This window comes from Chryseobacterium sp. NG-CE01 (assembly GCF_055695505.1).
The window spans coordinates 1,854,109-1,873,293 of the sequence record NZ_CM146369.1; the positions used below are offsets into that span (position 1 = coordinate 1,854,109).

General features: G+C 37.4%; 19 protein-coding genes and 1 tRNA gene. 5 read left to right on the forward strand and 15 right to left on the reverse strand.

The window, feature by feature from the left end:
- Positions 1-23 precede the first annotated feature (23 nt).
- From pyrF to ACYT6F_RS08945, 7 genes are all read right to left on the reverse strand, one after another.
- Complete coding sequence (pyrF, locus tag ACYT6F_RS08915) at positions 24-1,403, reverse strand: orotidine-5'-phosphate decarboxylase (RefSeq protein ID WP_472600835.1); 1,380 nt, start codon at positions 1,401-1,403, stop codon at positions 24-26.
- Positions 1,404-1,548: 145 nt separating this feature from the next.
- Positions 1,549-1,896, reverse strand: coding sequence for a YkvA family protein (locus tag ACYT6F_RS08920; protein WP_472600836.1), 348 nt, complete (start codon positions 1,894-1,896; stop codon positions 1,549-1,551).
- Positions 1,897-1,978: 82 nt separating this feature from the next.
- Positions 1,979-2,518 carry a TlpA family protein disulfide reductase gene (locus ACYT6F_RS08925; RefSeq protein WP_472600837.1) on the reverse strand — a complete coding sequence of 180 codons (540 nt, stop codon included), beginning with the start codon at positions 2,516-2,518 and terminating at the stop codon, positions 1,979-1,981.
- A 123-nt stretch (positions 2,519-2,641) separates the two neighbouring features.
- Positions 2,642-3,205, reverse strand: a complete 564-nt coding sequence (locus ACYT6F_RS08930) for a thioredoxin family protein (RefSeq protein WP_472600838.1) — start codon at positions 3,203-3,205, stop codon at positions 2,642-2,644.
- 19 nt (positions 3,206-3,224) lie between these two features.
- Positions 3,225-4,295 carry a chorismate synthase gene (aroC, locus tag ACYT6F_RS08935; RefSeq protein WP_472600839.1) on the reverse strand — a complete coding sequence of 357 codons (1,071 nt, stop codon included), beginning with the start codon at positions 4,293-4,295 and terminating at the stop codon, positions 3,225-3,227.
- A 44-nt stretch (positions 4,296-4,339) separates the two neighbouring features.
- Positions 4,340-5,977 carry an LIC_10190 family membrane protein gene (locus tag ACYT6F_RS08940; RefSeq protein WP_472600840.1) on the reverse strand — a complete coding sequence of 546 codons (1,638 nt, stop codon included), beginning with the start codon at positions 5,975-5,977 and terminating at the stop codon, positions 4,340-4,342.
- Positions 5,978-6,035: 58 nt separating this feature from the next.
- Positions 6,036-6,575 carry a YMGG-like glycine zipper-containing protein gene (locus ACYT6F_RS08945; RefSeq protein WP_472600841.1) on the reverse strand — a complete coding sequence of 180 codons (540 nt, stop codon included), beginning with the start codon at positions 6,573-6,575 and terminating at the stop codon, positions 6,036-6,038.
- A gap of 233 nt (positions 6,576-6,808) precedes the next feature.
- Here ACYT6F_RS08945 and ACYT6F_RS08950 point away from each other — a divergent pair, with 233 nt between their 5' ends.
- From ACYT6F_RS08950 to ACYT6F_RS08960, 3 genes are all read left to right on the forward strand, one after another.
- Positions 6,809-7,252 (forward strand): hypothetical protein, encoded by a 444-nt coding sequence (locus ACYT6F_RS08950; RefSeq protein ID WP_472600842.1) that lies wholly within the window; start codon positions 6,809-6,811, stop codon positions 7,250-7,252.
- Positions 7,253-7,378: 126 nt separating this feature from the next.
- Positions 7,379-7,657, forward strand: coding sequence for a hypothetical protein (locus tag ACYT6F_RS08955; RefSeq protein ID WP_472600843.1), 279 nt, complete (start codon positions 7,379-7,381; stop codon positions 7,655-7,657).
- A gap of 453 nt (positions 7,658-8,110) precedes the next feature.
- A complete protein-coding gene (locus tag ACYT6F_RS08960) occupies positions 8,111-11,887 on the forward strand; it encodes a fibronectin type III domain-containing protein (protein ID WP_472600844.1) in 3,777 nt (1,258 codons plus the stop codon).
- Between the two features lie 367 nt (positions 11,888-12,254).
- Here ACYT6F_RS08960 and ACYT6F_RS08965 read toward each other — a convergent pair whose 3' ends face one another.
- Positions 12,255-12,482: a hypothetical protein gene (locus ACYT6F_RS08965; protein ID WP_472600845.1), complete on the reverse strand. Its 228-nt coding sequence runs from the start codon at positions 12,480-12,482 to the stop codon at positions 12,255-12,257.
- A 431-nt stretch (positions 12,483-12,913) separates the two neighbouring features.
- Between ACYT6F_RS08965 and ACYT6F_RS08970 the strand changes: the two genes are divergently transcribed.
- The gene (locus ACYT6F_RS08970; protein ID WP_472600846.1) at positions 12,914-13,192 is read left to right on the forward strand and encodes a hypothetical protein; all 279 of its coding nucleotides are present in this window, start codon (positions 12,914-12,916) and stop codon (positions 13,190-13,192) included.
- Positions 13,193-13,493: 301 nt separating this feature from the next.
- Here the strand turns inward: ACYT6F_RS08970 and ACYT6F_RS08975 are convergent.
- The 4 genes from ACYT6F_RS08975 to folB all read right to left on the reverse strand — a co-directional run bounded on the left by ACYT6F_RS08975 (position 13,494) and on the right by folB (position 15,911).
- Positions 13,494-13,564: transfer RNA gene (locus tag ACYT6F_RS08975), tRNA-Cys, on the reverse strand.
- Positions 13,565-13,624: 60 nt separating this feature from the next.
- Positions 13,625-14,131, reverse strand: a complete 507-nt coding sequence (locus ACYT6F_RS08980; protein ID WP_472600847.1) for an RDD family protein — start codon at positions 14,129-14,131, stop codon at positions 13,625-13,627.
- Positions 14,132-14,144: 13 nt separating this feature from the next.
- The gene (locus ACYT6F_RS08985) at positions 14,145-15,509 is read right to left on the reverse strand and encodes a DUF4403 family protein (RefSeq protein ID WP_472600848.1); all 1,365 of its coding nucleotides are present in this window, start codon (positions 15,507-15,509) and stop codon (positions 14,145-14,147) included.
- A 33-nt stretch (positions 15,510-15,542) separates the two neighbouring features.
- Positions 15,543-15,911: a dihydroneopterin aldolase gene (folB, locus tag ACYT6F_RS08990; RefSeq protein WP_472600849.1), complete on the reverse strand. Its 369-nt coding sequence runs from the start codon at positions 15,909-15,911 to the stop codon at positions 15,543-15,545.
- 233 nt (positions 15,912-16,144) lie between these two features.
- Between folB and ACYT6F_RS08995 the strand changes: the two genes are divergently transcribed.
- A complete protein-coding gene (locus tag ACYT6F_RS08995) occupies positions 16,145-16,336 on the forward strand; it encodes a hypothetical protein (protein WP_472600850.1) in 192 nt (63 codons plus the stop codon).
- Positions 16,337-16,391: 55 nt separating this feature from the next.
- Here ACYT6F_RS08995 and nadA read toward each other — a convergent pair whose 3' ends face one another.
- The 3 genes from nadA to ACYT6F_RS09010 form a co-directional block, all read right to left on the reverse strand.
- Positions 16,392-17,411 carry a quinolinate synthase NadA gene (gene nadA, locus ACYT6F_RS09000; RefSeq protein ID WP_472600851.1) on the reverse strand — a complete coding sequence of 340 codons (1,020 nt, stop codon included), beginning with the start codon at positions 17,409-17,411 and terminating at the stop codon, positions 16,392-16,394.
- 95 nt (positions 17,412-17,506) lie between these two features.
- Positions 17,507-18,070 carry a guanylate kinase gene (gene gmk, locus ACYT6F_RS09005; protein WP_472600852.1) on the reverse strand — a complete coding sequence of 188 codons (564 nt, stop codon included), beginning with the start codon at positions 18,068-18,070 and terminating at the stop codon, positions 17,507-17,509.
- Positions 18,071-18,142: 72 nt separating this feature from the next.
- Positions 18,143-19,000, reverse strand: coding sequence for a YicC/YloC family endoribonuclease (locus ACYT6F_RS09010; protein WP_472600853.1), 858 nt, complete (start codon positions 18,998-19,000; stop codon positions 18,143-18,145).
- Positions 19,001-19,185 lie beyond the last annotated feature (185 nt).

A 19,185-nucleotide genomic window follows, 5' to 3' on the forward strand; every position in this document is an offset into this window, starting at 1 on the left:
ACAGAAGTCTGCCAAAAATAAATTTAACTTTGAGTCAGATTTTTTTCCAAAGATTTCAGATAAGCATTCCAGCCTGAATTTTTATAAGTAATAGCCGCTTCTGTTGGATTTTCAGATTTATATATTCCTCTTCCTACAATAATGAAATCGGTATGAAGTGTTTTAAATACATGTTCCGGAGTATTGTACTGTTGCCCTTTTCCGTCACCTGAATCGGCAAGATTGACGCCCGGGGTAAACAACAGCATCTCTTCTGGAAGTGGGTTCTGAGAAACTCCCCCGATTACATTGGGATGTGAAGCCGCCACTTTTAAGGCTTCTTCTCTGTAAGCACTTGTTGTTAAAGCGCCTTTCGAAGACATTCCTATAATTGCTACAACACCTACATTCTTAAAGCAGTCTAACGATTCAAAACCTCCGATCACCTGAGAGGTTACGAAATCTGCCCAGTCCGTAATTTTAAATACCCCACTCGTAAACTGAAGTTCCTGAGTATTCCCGATGTCAGCAAATTTTCTGTCTTCCATAAGCAGGAAATTGTGTTTTGCAGCCAAGGCTTTCAGGGGCACAATTGTTTTTTCGTATTCGAAATCAGATATAATGTCGATGTGTGTTTTTAAAGCAATTACATGAGGACCTACCTTTTCGGCAAGATCCAATAATTCCCTGGTGGTGGTAACATCGGCAGAAGCAATGAGGTTTGATTGTTTTGCCAGTGCTGTTTCTAATAGTTTTTTAGAAACGGAATGCTGTGCCGTATGAAGTTTCTGTTCATAGGAAGCTCTTGTTTTTTCTTCAAACTGAATATGGTTTCCAAGTAAGAAATCCTGGATTCTTTTTACCTCATCATCAGATAATTCTCCGTTTTCCCATAGAATATAACATACTTCCGATATATTGAAAAGTGTATGAACTCTGTACCCTTTGCTTTCCAGAAGTTGTTTTCCGCCCTGTTCTCTGTCCAGAACCACCACGATATCAGCTACTTTAATGTCTTCCTGCTCAACCTCTGCAATAGTTTCGATCAAAGATTTCCCTGAAGTGATGACATCTTCCACCAAAAGGCAGTTTTGCCCTTTCTGGTAAATTCCTTCAATCAGTTTTTTGGTACCGTAATTTTTAGCTTCTTTTCTTTTGATAATTAATGGAATATAGCTTTCGAGAGACATTGCTGTGGCCATCGGAAGCGCGGCATAAGGAACTCCGCAGATCAGATCAAAATTATCTAAAGGAAGCATATCCAGTAAATAATTGGCTAAGTTTTTTAAGATTTTCGGATCTGAAGCCAAAGGTCTTAAATCTACATAAAACGGACTTTCGATACCGCTTTTTAATGTAAATCTTCCGAATTTGATGATGCCCAGCTTATAACACTCTAAAAAGAATTCTTTTTTACTTTCCATTATTTTTTATTAGATGTTTGCAAATTTAAGGAAATGATGTTGAAAGTCAATTGTGAATTTTAGTTCGTAGGTAAATAGTGAAAATTTTTACAGAATTTTTTATTTTCTTAGAAGGCCAAAAAAAACATCCTCTAAGGATGTTTTATTATTTAATGATTTCAGCGTTGATTACTTTCGTACTATCAGTATTGTATTTACGCTCAGCTTCCCATAGTAAGAATTTATCGACTTCTTTAATGAGTTTCGGAATTGTAAGTGATAAAACTGCAAGATCATCCAGCACGCCAATCACAGGAACAGCAACTTCGGGAAGAATATCAATTGGTGAGATAATGTACAGCACTCCCAAAAGCGGCAAAATAATATCGATGGACCGCATAGGGTATTCTCCCTTTCTCCACATTCTTACCATTCTGAAGATGTCGGGAATTTTTTTCACAAATCCTTTGTGATTGATGGCTTCTTTTGCCAGACTTAATTTTGAATATTTCATTTTGTGTTTCATTTTAATAATTCTACAACGGTACTTAATTGACAAATTCTGTACCAATAGCCTGTTACTGAACGTTAAAAAATTATTTGATAATGTTATCGATAAACTGATGTACGGTTTCTGTGTTCCAGTCTCTTGAGGCATCTTCTTTAATGATGATTCTTCCGTTCTTATCAAGAAGGTAAGTGGTAGGGAACACCTTTGGAAGTATTTTTTCAGAAATAGGACTTTGAGCGATATAAACGGGAGCCGTGTAATTGTTTTCTTTGAGGAATTTTCTTACGGCATCCTCCTGGTCATTCATTGCGATAAGAACAAAATCCACATTGTTTTTCCGGGTATCGTACAATTTCTGGATGGATGGCCATTCTTTTCTGCACGGCGGACACCAGGTGCCCCAGAAATTCAGAAATACGGCTTTGTCTTTAAAAGCTTTCAGGTTGGTGCTCGGAACATTGATTCCCTGAAGATCAATATCGTAATCTTCTTCACTTACATGCACTGCATTTTCAATGGCAGCAATAGGGAAGAAGGTATCCTGCAGTTTTTCCTTTACACCGGGAACGAAAGCAATTACAGCAATAATGACGATTAAGACCAGATAGATTAGATTTTTCTTCATTTTAAATTTTAATAAAATTAATCAGGCTTTTGTCATACCGCAGCAATCTCAATAAATATTTAAATAATTTAGCTAAGTTTCCGACGGAAGGACAAATTGAGTGTATAAAATTAGCGATTAAAATTATAACATTTCCAAAATTTCCTGAACGGCATCTTTTCCTCTGTTTTTAGCATAATATACCTGTAGATCGTTATAGAAATGATCTTTGGTATACACTTCAGGATTTGCTTTGTATTTCATTAATAGTTCTGTACCGAATTTCGGACGCGGTCCCCATGAATTTTTAACCTGAAAATCTTTATCCAGAATAATCACTTTCGGGATTGATTCTGTTCCGTTTGTTAAAAACTGATTGATTAAACTTTTATCGCTGTCTCTCAGGAAAATCCTTACTTCATTTTTACCTTCGAAAAATTTAACCAATGCCGGAACAGTAGCGCTTGCGTCGCCACACCATACCTCAGAAATAATTAAAATCTTCCCGTCAAAATTCTTGGATTCCAGTTCTTTTAACTGCTCTTCATCCGGTACGTACTTTTTCAAAGTTCTGTCGATTCTCTGCAGGCCTAGTTCATAATACTGTTTATAATCGGCTTCCTGCTGATTGGCAGGATTTGCCAGTCGCTGTTTTCCTATTTCAAGATACTCTTCAAAAGAGATGGCTTTTTCCCAGTAATTTTCCATTACTAAAAATTTTTATGTTTTAAAATTGATTGATATTTCTTGTTTTGTTAATCAGAAACAGATCTGCAAGAACAAAAGCAGCCAAACTTTCCACTACGGGAACGGCTCTCGGAAGTACACACGGATCATGGCGTCCTTTTCCTTCTACAATAACAGCATTTCCATCTTTATCTACGCTTTCCTGAGGTCTTAAGATCGTGGCGACAGGTTTGAAGGCTACCCGGAAGTAAATATCCATTCCGTTGGAAATTCCGCCCTGAATTCCTCCCGAAAGATTGGATTTTGTGGTAAAATCTTCATTAAAAAGGTCGTTGTGCTCTTTTCCTGTCATTTTCGCACCGCAGAAGCCGCTTCCGTATTCAAAACCTTTTGCGGCGTTGATGTTCAGCATTGCTTTGGCAAGCTCTGCCTGAAGTTTCGAAAAAACCGGCTCTCCGATTCCTGCCGGAACATTTTTAATAACACAGGTAATGGTTCCGCCGATGGTATTTCCTTCCTTTTTAATCTCTTTAATTCTTTCGATCATTTTTTCTGCAGTTTCTGCATCCGGACAACGTACTTCATTACTTTCTGTTTTAGAAAAATCCAGCGCCTGATAAGGTTTTTCACAGAAAATGTCGCCCACGGAGGAAACGTAAGCGTTAATCTCAATATCCGATAGAAGCTGTTTTGCCAAAGCTCCTGCCACCACCCAGTTTATGGTTTCCCTGGCAGAGGATTTTCCGCCCCCGCGATAATCTCTTAATCCGTACTTTTGGTCGTATGTAAAATCGGCATGGCTTGGTCGGTACGAATTGGCAATGTGATCATAATCTTTTGATTTCTGATTTTCATTTTCAATGATGAAGCCAATAGGAGTTCCTGTTGTTTTTCCTTCAAAGATTCCTGAAAGAAATTTCACGGTATCGCTTTCTTTTCTTTGGGTTACAATGGCAGACTGGCCTGGTTTTCTGCGGTCCAGTTCATGCTGGATTTTATCAAAATCTACCGTTAATCCTGCCGGGAAATTATTAATGATTCCACCGTAAGCCGGGCCGTGACTCTCACCGAATGTTGTAAGGCTGAGAAGATTACCTAAAGTATTTAACATACTACAAATTTACAGCTTTTTCTTCAGATAAAAATGATCCGGGATTACTTCTGTTTATACGAATTGTTGATAGAACTGATGATGCTTCCGGCGTTTTTTTTCTCATGCTCATTTAATGTTTTCCAGACGAATCCTTTCTTTATGTTTTTTTCGTCGATAAGCTGGGGGAAAATTCCGGCTTTTACATCATCATACAGGTAACTTTCTGAAATTGCAGGAAGCGGAGTATCAAAACTGAACGGATATTTTTTAGAGACATTGAACTGTAAATTTCCGATTTTGTAAGATTGAAATTTATTATAATGATATTCGGACGGCTTGTATAATTGCTTCATTTCAAATTTCCCCATGAAACTTCCCGGCCGGAAGCTTGGAATATAAGTCTGGAGTAAAGTTGGCACAGAAAGAAAACTAATAACGGCAATGCTTAAAACAGAAAATATGACCATTGATTTTTTTTTGTTGAAATAATCCATAAACAGGATAAAGAATATTGCGAAAAATACATCCGTGAAAAATCTGTACTGGGCTGAAAAGAGCAGAACCAGAATGCTTTTAATAATAAGTGAAATACAGATCAAAGTAATAATTCTGTTCTTTTTATATAGGGTGAAAATAGTAAATGCCGCCAGGCTTATTATAAAAAGAATGTTGATTTTTGACTTGATCCCTCTGAGCAAGAGCCAGTTTTTAATATAATCAAATGATGAAAATTTTTGAATTTCCTCAAATGAATATTGCATGTCATATGTTTTCTGGATGGCAAACCGGGAAGATATTTTTAAAACTTCAGGATTCGGTTTCCAGAATATACCAAAATCCAGTATTGAAACGGGGAAAATTGGGTAACCAAAAGTATATATATTCTTGATAAAGAAAAGGAAAGCAACAGCAATTCCCGGAATCAGTTTTTTTAAATTTGATCTTATAATAAAAACGGAATACAAAAGGCTGAGGACCGGAAGCCAGATCATGGTGGGCTTAATGGTAAAAACAAAAACCGATAAGCAAAATAGGAAAGGAGCTGGTGCGGTTTTCTTTATAATTTCATTTAAAATGATTAATGAAAAAACAATCACCGGCAGATCCGGACTGGGCGACTGTGAAAATAATAACAAGATTGGAATAAACGCCAATTGTATCCAACTTTTTTTTTCGACAATATATAATGTATAAATGATCAGCAGTATTGCATTCATTCTCAAAAAAGGGTCTGCAAGATTGGAAAATCCTGCCTGAAATATATGCCATACAGACATTTGTCCTAATGTAAGATCAAGATTTGAAATGCCTTTTACAATTCCCAACTCGGTAAGCCATTTTATTGTTGGGATGTAATAGCCGTAATGATCTAAAATAAAAGGATAAAAAGATGCGCCGAATACGACAATCACTAAAATAATAATGATGATCCCAAAATCTTTAGAAAAACAACCAAATTCTTTATATGAATCATCTTTAAAAAAAAATAAAAGACCTGTTAATAATACAGGGATTTCTATATAGATATTCAATGGCTGAAAAAATGCCAGAACAGTAAAAATAATGCTGATGCCTAATATTCCTGACAATATTTTTCCGGCAATTCCGCTTATACAGGGTCTTAATACTGTATGAGTTATCTTCCCCCAACCCATCAGAACCGGAATCAGAATAACAGCAGAAAGAAGAATCGTCATCATACGAAAAGATTGCTTAAAAATAAGCAATCTTTTCTAAGTTATCGTGAAAAATAATTAATTAACGTGGCTGTACTCTTCCGCTTTTTCTGTCCTGTGCTCTACCTAATGTATATCCTGTAGCACCACCGATTACACCACCAATGGCAGCACCTGCACCCGGACTTTTCTTATTAACAATTGCTCCCAGTGCAGCCCCGCCGACAGCTCCAATGATAGTACCTTTGGCAGCCTCGCTCATCCCTTTTTTCTGGGTAGTACCCTGAGAGGCGGTGGTTCCGCTGTTGGCAGAAGTGCCGTTGCTTGAACTAGAGCTCGGTCTGTCTCTGTATACGGTATGCGTTTCTTTAATTACCTGAGGTTTTGAATTCGCTGCAGCCGTTTTAGCCTGCTGAACTTCAGCAATACTGTCAGATTTTTTCTGAGCTTCATATGCTATCTTCTCCTTTTCAATAGCCAATTTCTGCTTTTCTATTTCCAGCTGTCTCATCTGGAATTCCATTTTTTGCTGTTCCAGAGATTTTTCGGCTACCTGATCGTCTTTTTTACAGGCTGTCAGTACAAAAACTGATAATAATCCTGTTAACACTATACTTTTCATAATTCAAATTTTAATAGGGTCCAAAGACCAGCATGATAATATGGTATTTTCAATTATGGCGCCAATATTCAGTTAAGTAATGTTAAAATTTTAGAAAAATTATTAAAGATATTTTAAAATAATTACAAAAGCTGCATTAATAAAGGCATAACTGATGTAACTTTTAATTAATTTTCTCTTGGTGTTGAATTAATATAAAATAGTTAATTTTACCATTACCAAATTATATTAATATGAAAACCACAACATGTAAACTGCTCCTTCTGCCAATATTGATGGCGGTAATTACAGGATGCTCATCGAACGACGATTTAATGATACAGGATACCAAAGTTCCTGCAGAAAAAAAAGAAGTTTCTAAAAGCCAGACCTATACAATCCGTTACGGACTGGTATCGCAGAACGGAACCAAAACGCTATCCGGAAACTATGATGTCGGAAGTTTTGTTGCCACCAATACCGTTACAGGCGAATCTTTTGAAACCTACGCAGGGGGAGGCTTCCAGTCTTTGCCTAAATACTATGAAGGAATTCCTGCCGGAACGTACACTTTTACAGCCATGCAGGGACAGGGCGGCTGGGTAGGATATGGCTCAGTGACAGGTGTTGTTTCTGAAGATCAGGTGGATGATGACGGTTATATTACGGTATATATTCCTATTGTGTGGGAAGAATAACTGTTTACAGTATATGCGAAAAAATGTAAGAATTTTAAATAATTCATGATAATATGATCTCACTCATATTATTGTTCGTCTTTTGTGTATAATTTTGGCTCAACATCATACACCAAAAATTATCATATGAAAAAAATAATGCTATTAATGCTAGGAGCAAGTCTTTTTGCTGTAAGCTGCAAGAAGGAACAGACGCAGAATGAAAACAACTCAATGAGTGATTCTGCTACTACAGGAACTATGTCTGCTGACAATACAACGACCGGAACGTCGATGGATACTACGGCAAGTGTAAGAGACAGTGCAATGAACCAAGGAAGCGGAACCGCCAGTCCTAACCAGAATACAGGATCTAACCGAGGAACTCAGAGTTCTTCAGGAACAAGAGCTGATTCTGCAAGATAAGACACTTTTTTAGACCCCATATACCCTTTTTAAAAACTCCTCACGACCCTTGAGGAGTTTTGCTTTTATATGATGTCGACAGTTTTGTAATTTTTCGACAATTATAAATGTATTGAAATGTGATTTCAGTCATAAAATGTAGGCAAATGCCTATTTAATTTTACTGAAGAATTAAATTAATTGATTCGATAAAAATTTTTTTTCATCATTTGTGTTTTTAAGGTCTTCATTGTGGAGACCTTTTTTTATCTGAGTCATTCCTTACAATACGGATTATAATTCTACTTTAATTATAATAAAAGTTTGAATAGAGCGTTAGCTTTAAAGTAAAATAATTATTTTTGATAAATTCTCTATTGATTACACAGATTTTTACAAAAAACATTCTGCGTTATGCTTTATATTATCAAAAAACGAATTAGATTTGCAATGAATAATATTAAATGATAACTTATGAAGAAAATTTCTACTTTTATAGTACTTCTTCTGTGTTTGTTAAATTTAGGCGCCATACCGGATGTCTACGGACAAACACCTGCCACATTACCGTATTCACAAGACTTTAATACCGCTAACGATTTTACCCTCCTCAACGGGACGGCTACAAATAAGTGGTTTTATGGTGCTGTTACCGGAAATCCAGGCAATTCTATTTACATCTCAGATAATAATGGGACTGCTAACAACTACAATACCAGCTCGTCGAGTGTGGTACATGCTTACAGGGATATTGCAATACCTGCAGGATCTTCTATTGCCAACTTTTCATTTGACTGGAAAGGCGAAGGGGAGTCAGGTTGGGACTACCTGAGAGTATGGTTGGTTCCTGCCACATTTACACCTACTGTAGGTACTCAGATTACCGCCGGAACCGGAAGGTTTCAGGTAGGAGAGTTTAACCAGCAGTCTACATGGCAGACATTCAGCTCGCCCAGTCTGAATATCGCGAGTTATTCGGGCACAAATATGAGACTTGTGTTTGAATGGAGAAACGATGGTATTTTTGGAACTCAGCCGCCGATCGCAGTTGATAATATTAATATCAGCATACCTACCTGTATTATGCCGTCTGGTATGGCTGTTCCTACGGTAGGAACTACTACTGCTACTTTAACCTGGAATGCTCCTGCACCTGCTCCGGGATTAGGATACGAATATTACCTAAGTACAACGAATACAGCACCTACTCCTGCTACAATAGGAGTTGCCAACACCGGAACTTCAGTAAGTCCGGGCGGATTAACTACTTCTACGACCTACTACTGGTGGGTACGTTCTGTTTGCAGCGCCAGTGATAAAAGTGTATGGGTAGCAGGACCTTCCTTCTCTACCACTCAGGTACCGGCTACAATTCCTTACACGCAGAATTTCTCTACGGCAAACGACCTTCAGCTTTCCAACGGAACTCAGGTTAACAAATGGGTTTACGGTTCTGCAACCGGAAATCCGGCCAACTCATTATATATTTCCAATACCAATGGAACAACGAATGCTTATAACACAGGTTCTTCAAGTGTTGTACATGCATTCAGAGATATCATTGTTCCTGCCGGAACAACGGATGCTACATTAATGTTCGACTGGAAAGGAGATGGTGAATCTAGCTGGGATTATCTAAGAGTATGGATGGTACCTGCAAGCTTCACACCTACTGTAGGAACTCAAATCACTGCAGGAGGGGGAAGAATTCAGGTTGGCGGAAATATGAACCAACAGACAACATGGCAAAATTATTTCAACACAGGACTAAACCTTAGCTCATTTGCCGGAGGTGTTATGCGTCTTGTTTTTGAATGGAGAAACGACTCTTCAGGGGGAACGCAGCCTCCTATTGCTATAGACAATATCAATTTAAGTATTCCTACATGTAAAGTTCCGGTAAACGTACAGGTAACAAGTGTAGGCTCCAATACAGCATCAATAAGCTGGACAGCGCCGTCACCGGCTCCTGTAGGAGGATATCAGATTTGTCTTACTACAACGAATGTGCCTCCTGTAGCAGCGACTGCACCAACTTCAACTTCTGCTACAACTACCGCAACGCTGTCTCCTCTTACGCCGAATACAACCTATTTTTTCTGGGTACGTTCGGTATGTGCAGGGTCGGATAGAAGTTTCTGGGTAGCTGGACCAAGTTTTACCACAACACAGATTCCGGCTAACTTACCTTACATACAGCAGTTTACCAGCGGAAGTGATATGGGGTACACCAACGGAACTCAGGTTAATAAATGGGTGTATGGTTCTGCAACAGGAAATACAGGGAACTCACTGTATATTTCCAATACCAACGGAACTACCAATGCTTATAATACAGGATCATCAAGTGTGGTTCATGCGTACAGAGATATTACGATTCCTACCGGTACTACTACCGCTACCTTCTCTTTCGACTGGAAAGCAGACGGGGAGTCAAGCTGGGATTATCTGAGAGTGTGGCTGGTACCGGCTACATTTATGCCAACCTCGGGAACGCAGATCACTGCCGGAACAGGAAGAATACAAGTAGGAGGGAATTACAATCAGCAGACGACATGGCAGACTGTTCTTAACCCGGCTCAGAATATTTCAAGTTTTGCAGGAACGACAATGCGTCTTGTGTTTGAATGGAGAAACGACTCATCGGGAGGAAATCAGCCTCCTGTAGCAATTGATAATATTAATATACGGGTATGCAGCACGGCAACTCCGGTTGTAACGTTAGGAACCCCAACCCATAATTCAATTGTATTAACGTGGCCGCAGGATACCGGTGGTGCAAGTTATATCATCAATTACAGACCACAGGGAGCGGGTGCGCCATGGCAATCGACAAGTGTTGCAGCAGCTCCTTATCCGCAGCCTACCAATACAACGACATTAACGAACCTTTTATCTGCAACATTATATGAAGTACAGGTAATTGCAGTTTGTAACGGTAATCAGGGTACACCTTCCAACAATACATTCACTACGAGATGTGATCCTACACCTCCGAATGTAACGATCAGTAATATTACTACAACTTCGGCATTGGTTACATGGTCTCCGTTGGCAGCAAGTTCACATTATTTCATCAGATACAGAATCGTAGGAAGCGGAAACGGTGGCTGGAGTGCAAACATTCCTTTGCCTGCAGCTCCTGCCAATACATTCCCTCTTACAGGATTGAATGTATATACTTCTTATGAAGTACAGATTGCCAATATGTGTGATAATGAAAGTACACTGAATCCATGGTCTAATCCTAAAGTATTCACTACATTAAGAACGTGTCAAGTTGCTCCTCCGGGATTAACGATTACCAATCTTACGACTACTACGGCTCAGGTTACCTGGGAACCTTTCCCTGGCGCGACGTATATACTGAAATATAGAAAAGTAGGGATTCCGAGCTGGACGACGGTTACTTCCAACACCAACACCATTACTTTGACAGGTCTTCTTGAGCTGACTCAGTATGAAATGCAGGTAGCGAATATCTGTAGCGGAACGGCAGGAAACTATACGTTGCCTTACTTATTCACGACACCAACAATAGTGTATTGCCAGATGGCGGCTACCACTTCATCTTCTGAATATATTTCAAAAGTAACGGTAACACCAAACGGCAAACCTGAAATGATCAATCAGTCGGTAGCATCAAACTACAGTGATTATACAGGAGTAACTGCCAAATTCATCGAATTGATCCAGGGATCTTCTGATAATAAACTGACCATTGAGAAAAAAATCTCAGGAAATACCAACGCAGGAGTAGCTGTATGGATCGATTTTAACAGAAACGGATATTTTGATATTAATGAAAGGGTTTTCGTTTCAGGACCGAATAGCGAGCAAACCGTAAGCGGTACATTCTCTGTGCCTGTAGATGCATTTATCAGCCTTACAGACTTTAAATATGTTGTAATGAGGGTAGCACTTCAGAAAGACGGTATTCCTGTAAACTGTACAACGGTTCCGAATGGTGAAGTGGAAGACTATACTGTAAGAATTTCGAAACCTATAGTTCCGAATCCGGTAAATCAGGACGAAATTCTGATTTATCCAAACCCTGTAAAAACAGTTCTGAATGTGAAAAACATCAGCAGCAGGGCAAACTATAAAATCTATAATTCTACAGGGCAAATAGTTTCTACAGGAATTATCCTGAATAATAAGATTGATGTACATACACTCATCAATGGTGTATATGTAATTGATATTGATGACGCCAAGGGTACTGCCCAAAAGAAATTCATCAAGGAATAAAATGTTATAAATGATCAAAGCTCTCAGAAATGAGAGCTTTTTTTATGTTTAATTTTAACATTTATTAAATGATTGTTTAATTTTTTATTGCCGTCTTTACGCTGTCTGATGAGGTCTAAGTCCTTGTTTTAAGAGCTTTTAATAATAAGTTAAAATCATAAAGCTTTTTTAAATATTTGATAAAATTTGTTAATTGCTAAAATAAATTGGGTAAAAGACTTTTTATAAGTAAGACATTTCTTAAATTTGCAGTCACTCATGTTTAATTTGAGTTTTCATGGTTATTAGTTTTTATCCTCGTAGCAATACGGGGATTTTTTATTAACTGCCGCAACGGTCTCTATATCATCCTGGTCAACACAGGCGTTTAAGTATGACTTTTGCAGTACAGATATATTTTAAAACGGGAATTGCTGCTGTAAGGCTTACAGCTTTCGTCTGTAAATGACAATGGAGATTGTTTGAAATCATCAAGATATTTTTTACCCTCTTCTTCTATAGCAGGTATGATAACATAGTCATACAGAGTTTTGGTAAAAGCACTTGAATTCTTAAGAATTAGTTTTTTGTGTTTTAAGGCGTTCGGGAATGTCATGGCATTAGGTTTTTACAAATGTAAAAAAAAAATTAAACGCATAAAAAATAATTAATAGATTATAATCATCATTTTTAATAAAAATTATCTATACATTTGCACTGATTCTCATGTTTAATTGAGTTTTCATGGTTATTAGTTTTTTAGCCCCTGTTTATTCAGGGGCTTTTCTTATTTTATTGTAAAATTAATCGTGAATCAGATTATATTATAATTTTAAATTTTTCATTATTCCTGGCATAATACTTGAATAGTTAACCGCAACTATTAAAAAATCTTTTAGAGGAACTTACAATATTCTCGGAGTGATCTGAGAATATTTTTAAAGAAAACACCATCACTTAAATATTAATTTTTTCATTTAATCCTCCGCCGTGGCTGGGGATTTTTTGCTTTCTTTAAAATGCGTATCTTTACATAAAATTATTTACGTGTCTTATATAATTAAAACAACAGCAGAAGGCTTAATATACGTAAAAGCATCCAACATTATCAATGTAAAGAAGCCGAACTCTATTGAAGGAGCGAAGGTATTGGGAAAGCCGTTGGTGATCAACGTGAATCATATTGGTTTCCTTAGTTTTAATATGGATGGGAATGTTACTTTTTTTATGGCAAGCGGCTTTGAAATATCAGTCAATATATTGTATGAAGAAGCAGAAGAAGCTTTCAACAGTGCAAAAGCTAATGTAGAAAAGATTATACGTTAATATTAGGTTATCATTAAAAATCATAATAGCTCCTGAAGAGGGAGCTATTGTTGTTTAATTTTTTTTCTATTTAGAAAAAACCGTATTCATCAATTCCTCGTATATAATTACAAAGCAAATTTATCTGCTATAAAAGAAGGTTTTAAATGATTAAATATAGCTCATCAATTTGAGTTTTTCATGGTTATTAGTTTTTAGTCCCCGGCTAAGTCCGGGGATTTTTTATGGGAACTTTTTAATGTTTCATTGAGATCTCGGATATATGGAAAACAAAAAACCTCTCTGAGATTAGAGAGGTTTGAGGTACCTAGCGGATTCGAACCGCTGTAGATGGTGTTGCAGACCACTGCCTAGCCGCTCGGCCAAAGTACCATGTCTTTACCATTTTTAGGTGTGCAAATATAACAAAATATCTGATTCAACAAAAATTTTTCAAGCGATTTCTTTTGTGCCCAGGCTTTCGATCTCGCTTTTCATCTGGGTTTCAGTCTCATAATTTTTAATATTAATCACGCGGGTTTCACTCCAGCTGTCGTGCCATCCGTTTTCGCCCAGAAAAGATAGGGCATCAAAAGGCACCACTCTTGAAAATGTCCGTCCCAGAATTTGCATGAAGGTTGGCTTCTTACCATCTATACTAATTACTTTTGTTCCGGTAATATATTTTGCGAGTGTTCTTCCCAAATAGTATTCCATAAGGCAGTAATAGGCAAATATGTAGGTAAGATAAATGAGTACAAAAATAAACCCTAGTCCTGCATCATCTTCTTCAAAAGTTTCATCTATATTTTCATTAAAAATCATGGCATTTAATATCCCAAAGATAAATAGGGCACCGTAAAAAATAATCTGTATAAATATTCTGTCCAGAATGTATTCTGCAAACCTTTGCCATTTTGTAGCCCTGTTATTATCAACTACACGTAAGTATTTTCTCATGTTGGTATTAGTTTTAAATTCCGTTTAATATAAGTTTTAAAGTTGCTTTGGTATCGATCACGGCAGTAATTCCTGACGGATTCATCAGGATGCTGCCCGGCTGTAAGGTGAATACTGTTCCGGACATTTTCAGTCCTTTATAGTATTCTTTGTTAAAGGCTTCTTCTATACTCTTCTTTGAGCTGTTCTCAAGATCCTGCGTGGGAATGCCGTATTCTTCCTCAATCATTTTTACAATTCTTCCGCGGAAAAGAAGGGTTGCCGTTTTCTGTAATATATTTGAAGTTTTCAGTTTAAATTTGGTATCGGAAAGCACGATTTTCTTCTTGAGCTCATCATATACAGGAATCCCTGAAATAAATGCGGTTCCGTTGACATATCCTTCGGTTTCGGCCTCAATCATGACGCGGTTGTCTTCACCATACACTTTAATGTCTTTAATTTTTACCGAAGAACCTCGTATATCATATTCTTTATTCAGGAACATATTCCGTGCAATGGCGGTCGCTTCCGTAAAAGGAACATTAGCGGTAGTCTGAAGCAGAAACTGATCTGCCAGTGAAGAAACAAACCCGAAGTCGGAAGCCGATTTTACAGGTTCAGAAGATTCAGGTTTATTACCGGTATAGGTTTCGGAGTAGATATCTATTCCCAGATTGGTATTGATCTGGTTGCCGTAAAACTGTAACGGTGTAATATGAACGCTGATCGGTGTAATCTTAAGCCAGGTATTATACTCTTCAGAAATCTGAAAAGGATTGGCAAAAACATTCCACGCCATTACTGCATAATTCTGGAAATTCAGCTGAGTGGCCATTTGCTGATCAATGGTGGTACAGAATTTCTTCTGCTGTTCTACCAGGCTTTTTTCTACCAGTGAGGTAATAGGAATCTGTATTTTTCCAAAATCAAGGACAGGTTTTGTTACCCATCTGAATCCATTGGTACGCGTTTGGGTAAGAATAGTCCAGTTATTCTTTACGCTGATTGATGTGTTGAAAGACATCACTGTTTCAAAAGTCGTACTTTGATACGTGTACAGTCCAAGAGTTCCGATTCCTTTTTCTGCCCAAATTTTTAAAGGTACCTCAATCAGTATATTTTGATTGGTGCCGCCAACGAGCCGTATAGGGCGCGTTTTCCATACTTTTACTTTAAACTGATCGTTGTTATTGTCGGTATAAGAATCATCCTGATAAATAAGGTCTTTTACAGAAGCATTGATCATGTTGCTGATCTCAGAAAGAGGGATGGTTACCGGCATCGTAATGCTGGATTTTACTTTTGGAAAATTGTAAACAGGAGTTTCACTAACGGTGTTCGTCTGTCCGTAGATACCGATAAAAGTCAATAGGAAAAATATCTTAATGAATTTCAAGTTGCAATGATTTGTTAACTAAAATAATGAATTTTAATGATCGGGCTTAAAACTTTTTTCCAGTTCGATGCTTGCTCCTTTCATTTCACCTTTCATCGGCGGAGCGGTCTTCGTAATTTTCAGCCTTATGTATGAGATTTCCGGAAATTTTTCGTGAATTTTTGAAATGATTCGCCCTGCTACATGTTCCAGCAGCTTAGATTTTATCTTCATTTCATTATGAATAATTTCGTTAATATCTGCATAGCTGATGGTATCATTAAGATCATCCGATTCTGCTGCCTTCCACAGATCAGTATGGATTTCCGCATTCAGAATATAGTAGGTCCCAATGATATTTTCCTCAGGTAAAACACCATGATAGGCATAGATTTTTACGTCTTCAAGATATATTTTACTCATTCCCTTAATTTTAGGCAAAAATCGTTTTAATTCTTCAGAATTATAGTGTATCCCGATACTTTTTTATCTTTTTTTTAATATTTAAAACTTTAATCCCAATTTATAGTAAAGGATTTCCAACTTTGATCGCCCGCACATTTTGGATAGCAAATATTTTTGTTAATTATTTCCAAGTTGGTTAGGAGGTATCAGAAATAATATTAAATTTATAAAATTAACCAAATCAATTTATTATGAAAAATTTAAAAAAATTAAACAGAAGAATCTTAGAACAGATTAACGGTGGTGCAGGTCCTAAGAATTGTAATGAATGCCCTGCCAGTTCTACTCTTACCTGTGATGAATATTGGGCACTTTCCGAGTTTTGCAGAAACTGTGTCCTTATCAATTCAGAATGTTATGTTCCTGGTCCAAATGATCTTTAAGTAACGAACGGAATAATAAAAAATGCCCTAAAGTTAATTTTGGGGCATTTTTAATTTATTTTATGCTTTTAGAAAGATCAAGCATCGCTTCAATGGGTTTTAATGCTTTCAATCTCAACTCTTCATCAATGATGATTTCCGGAAGCTCGTATTTCATGCACAAATAGAGTTTTTCCATTGTGTTTCGTTTCATGTAAAAACATTCTGAACAATTGCAGGTTTCATCGAAAACCAATGCCGGAATCAGTTCTTTATGAGGTGCACGTTTTTTCATTTCATGAAGAATTCCTTCTTCTGTAGCAATGATGAATTTCTGGCAGTCTTCTTTTTCCACATAATTAAGCAGGGCAGAAGTAGAGCCGATAAAATGAGCCAGTTTTAAAACGGCTTCTTCACTTTCCGGATGGGCAATAAGTTTGGCATCAGGATGATCAGCCAGCTGCTGGGCAATTCTTTCCATAGAGAACGCTTCATGTACGATGCAGCTTCCGTCCCAAAGGATCATGTCGCGACCTGTTTTCTGGGATAAATATCGTCCCAGGTTTTTATCCGGGGCGAAAATAATCGGACGGTCTTTTGGTAGCGCTTCTATGACCGTTTCCGCATTGGAACTGGTGACAATAATGTCGCTTTCAGCTTTTGTTTCCGCATTACAGTTGATATAGGTTGCGATTAATGCATTCGGATGCTGCTCGCGCATTTTTCTCAAGCCTTCTCCCGAACATCCGTCAGCTAAAGAACAGCCCGCCATCGTATCCGGAAGGACTACTTTTTTCGTTGGGTTAAGGATTTTCGCTGCTTCTGCCATAAAATGCACCCCACAGAATACGATCATATCTGCATCAGTATCTTTTGCCTGTCTTGCCAACTGAAGCGAATCGCCCAGGAAATCAGCAATATCCTGAATTTCACCTGGCTGGTAATAATGCGCCAAAATCACCGCATTTTTCTCTTCTTTCAATGCAAGAACGGCTTTTACAAGCTCTTCTCCCTGAGGAATTGCTATATCTTTGATATCCAGAAATCCTCTTACCGGAATTGCGGATTTGGCTTTTTCTAATGTTTCGGTACTCATATTTACCTCTATGTTTTAAATCAGAATTAAAAAATCAGATGTGTGAATGAGAATTTGACGTTTATATCAGTCTTCCCGCTTCTATCACCAGCCTTTTAACTTCCAATAAAATTTTTTATTAAACTTTCTATTTCACTTTTTGCTTCGTCAAGATCTTTATTGATCACAATTTTGTCAAAATCTTTTGCATAAGACATTTCTTCCTCCGCTTTTGCAACACGGGTCCTGATGGTTTCTGCATCATCCGTGTTTCTGGTGATCAATCTGCGTTCCAGTTCTTCAATGGAAGGTGGTTCAATGAAAATCGAGAGGGCCTGTTCACCGAAATATTTTTTAAGGGAAATTCCGCCTTTTACATCGACGTCAAAAATCACCACTTTCCCCTGATTCCATATTTTTTCCACTTCGGATTTTAAGGTTCCGTAATATTTATCGGTGTACACCTCTTCAAATTCCACGAAGGCATCTTCCGTAATTTTTTGCCTGAATTCATCAGGGGTTAAGAAGTGATAATCTACGGCATGAACTTCACTTCCTCTAGGCTGCCTTGTTGTGCAGGAAATTGAGAACTGAAGTTCGCTAAATACTTCCAGCGAATGTTTTACCAATGTTGTTTTCCCGCTTCCCGAAGGTGCCGAAAATATGATAACTTTATTCATATTGTTGTGGTTAATGGTTGTTCGTTGATGGCGCAGAAATCCAACAACCATCAACTAAAAACAATCAACTAATTATAATACGTTTAACGTTTGTTCTTTAATTTTTTCTAAATCATCTTTCATCATTACTACCAGCTTCTGGATCTGGGCATGGTTGGCTTTTGATCCTAAAGTATTGATTTCACGGCCAATTTCCTGAGAAATAAATCCCAGTTTTTTTCCGTTGAAATCTTCATTATCCATCACTTCTTTATAATATTTAAGGTGCTGCGAAAGCCTTACTTTCTCTTCAGAAATATCAAGTTTTTCCGTAAAATATGCCATTTCCTGGTAGAAACGCGTTTCATCTACGTTTTCAAACTCCTTTAAAGATTTTTGATAACGCTCTTTTACGGCAGTGATTCGCTCTTCCTCAAAAGGAATCACCTCAGAAAGGCTTTTTTCAATATTCACCAGGTTTCTCTCAAGTTCTTCATGCAGGATCTTACCTTCCGTCTTTCTAAACTCTTCGAAACGGTTAACGGCAGCATGTACAATTTTAGCCAAAGCTTCCCATTCTCCTTCCGAAAGTTCATCCGGTCTTGAAGTAATGGCATCCGGCAGTCGCACCGCCATTTTCAGGTATTCGAAGTCGGGGCCGTCTGAAGCGATATTACGAAGCTCGCTGATGTAGGATTCAATTAAATTTTTATTAATTTTCACATCTGTAGATTCCTCAAGATTCTCAAGATTGATATAGCAGTCTACTTTGCCACGGATAATCCTGTCGTTGAGAATTTTTCTGATCTCGAATTCTTTTTCTTTATACCGTAAAGGAATTTTAATATTCAAATCAAAGCTTTTGCTGTTCAGTGACTTAATATCTATGGTAATCTTTTTTCCTTCAAAAACATCTTCGGCTCTACCGAAGCCGGTCATTGATAAAATCATAGTTTTTTATTGTTGTACAAAGATAAACATTTAAGCGTATGTATTAACTATATTCCGTTTTAACCGCAAAAGGAGCAAAAGATTTTTAGTGTACTTTAAATATTCAAAAGTTTGCAAATTTTTATTCTGCTTGTGAACTTTTGCCAAACTAAATATTTTCACGATTTTCTTTTGTGTGTTTTGCG

What these genes read in the sequence shown, in the direction of transcription:
- ACYT6F_RS08940 (WP_472600840.1), bottom strand. Translation starts at nt 5,977, where the DNA reads ATGATGACGATTCTTCTTTCTGCTGTTATTCTGATTCCGGTTCTGATG.
- ACYT6F_RS08920 (WP_472600836.1), bottom strand. Translation starts at nt 1,896, where the DNA reads ATGAAATATTCAAAATTAAGTCTGGCAAAAGAAGCCATCAATCACAAA.
- ACYT6F_RS08925 (WP_472600837.1), bottom strand. Translation starts at nt 2,518, where the DNA reads ATGAAGAAAAATCTAATCTATCTGGTCTTAATCGTCATTATTGCTGTA.
- pyrF (WP_472600835.1), bottom strand. Translation starts at nt 1,403, where the DNA reads ATGGAAAGTAAAAAAGAATTCTTTTTAGAGTGTTATAAGCTGGGCATC.
- ACYT6F_RS08960 (WP_472600844.1), top strand. Translation starts at nt 8,111, where the DNA reads ATGAAGAAAATTTCTACTTTTATAGTACTTCTTCTGTGTTTGTTAAAT.
- ACYT6F_RS08945 (WP_472600841.1), bottom strand. Translation starts at nt 6,575, where the DNA reads ATGAAAAGTATAGTGTTAACAGGATTATTATCAGTTTTTGTACTGACA.
- ACYT6F_RS09010 (WP_472600853.1), bottom strand. Translation starts at nt 19,000, where the DNA reads ATGATTTTATCAATGACCGGCTTCGGTAGAGCCGAAGATGTTTTTGAA.
- gmk (WP_472600852.1), bottom strand. Translation starts at nt 18,070, where the DNA reads ATGAATAAAGTTATCATATTTTCGGCACCTTCGGGAAGCGGGAAAACA.
- ACYT6F_RS08955 (WP_472600843.1), top strand. Translation starts at nt 7,379, where the DNA reads ATGAAAAAAATAATGCTATTAATGCTAGGAGCAAGTCTTTTTGCTGTA.
- ACYT6F_RS08950 (WP_472600842.1), top strand. Translation starts at nt 6,809, where the DNA reads ATGAAAACCACAACATGTAAACTGCTCCTTCTGCCAATATTGATGGCG.
- ACYT6F_RS08930 (WP_472600838.1), bottom strand. Translation starts at nt 3,205, where the DNA reads ATGGAAAATTACTGGGAAAAAGCCATCTCTTTTGAAGAGTATCTTGAA.
- ACYT6F_RS08995 (WP_472600850.1), top strand. Translation starts at nt 16,145, where the DNA reads ATGAAAAATTTAAAAAAATTAAACAGAAGAATCTTAGAACAGATTAAC.
- folB (WP_472600849.1), bottom strand. Translation starts at nt 15,911, where the DNA reads ATGAGTAAAATATATCTTGAAGACGTAAAAATCTATGCCTATCATGGT.
- aroC (WP_472600839.1), bottom strand. Translation starts at nt 4,295, where the DNA reads ATGTTAAATACTTTAGGTAATCTTCTCAGCCTTACAACATTCGGTGAG.
- nadA (WP_472600851.1), bottom strand. Translation starts at nt 17,411, where the DNA reads ATGAGTACCGAAACATTAGAAAAAGCCAAATCCGCAATTCCGGTAAGA.
- ACYT6F_RS08980 (WP_472600847.1), bottom strand. Translation starts at nt 14,131, where the DNA reads ATGAGAAAATACTTACGTGTAGTTGATAATAACAGGGCTACAAAATGG.
- ACYT6F_RS08965 (WP_472600845.1), bottom strand. Translation starts at nt 12,482, where the DNA reads ATGACATTCCCGAACGCCTTAAAACACAAAAAACTAATTCTTAAGAAT.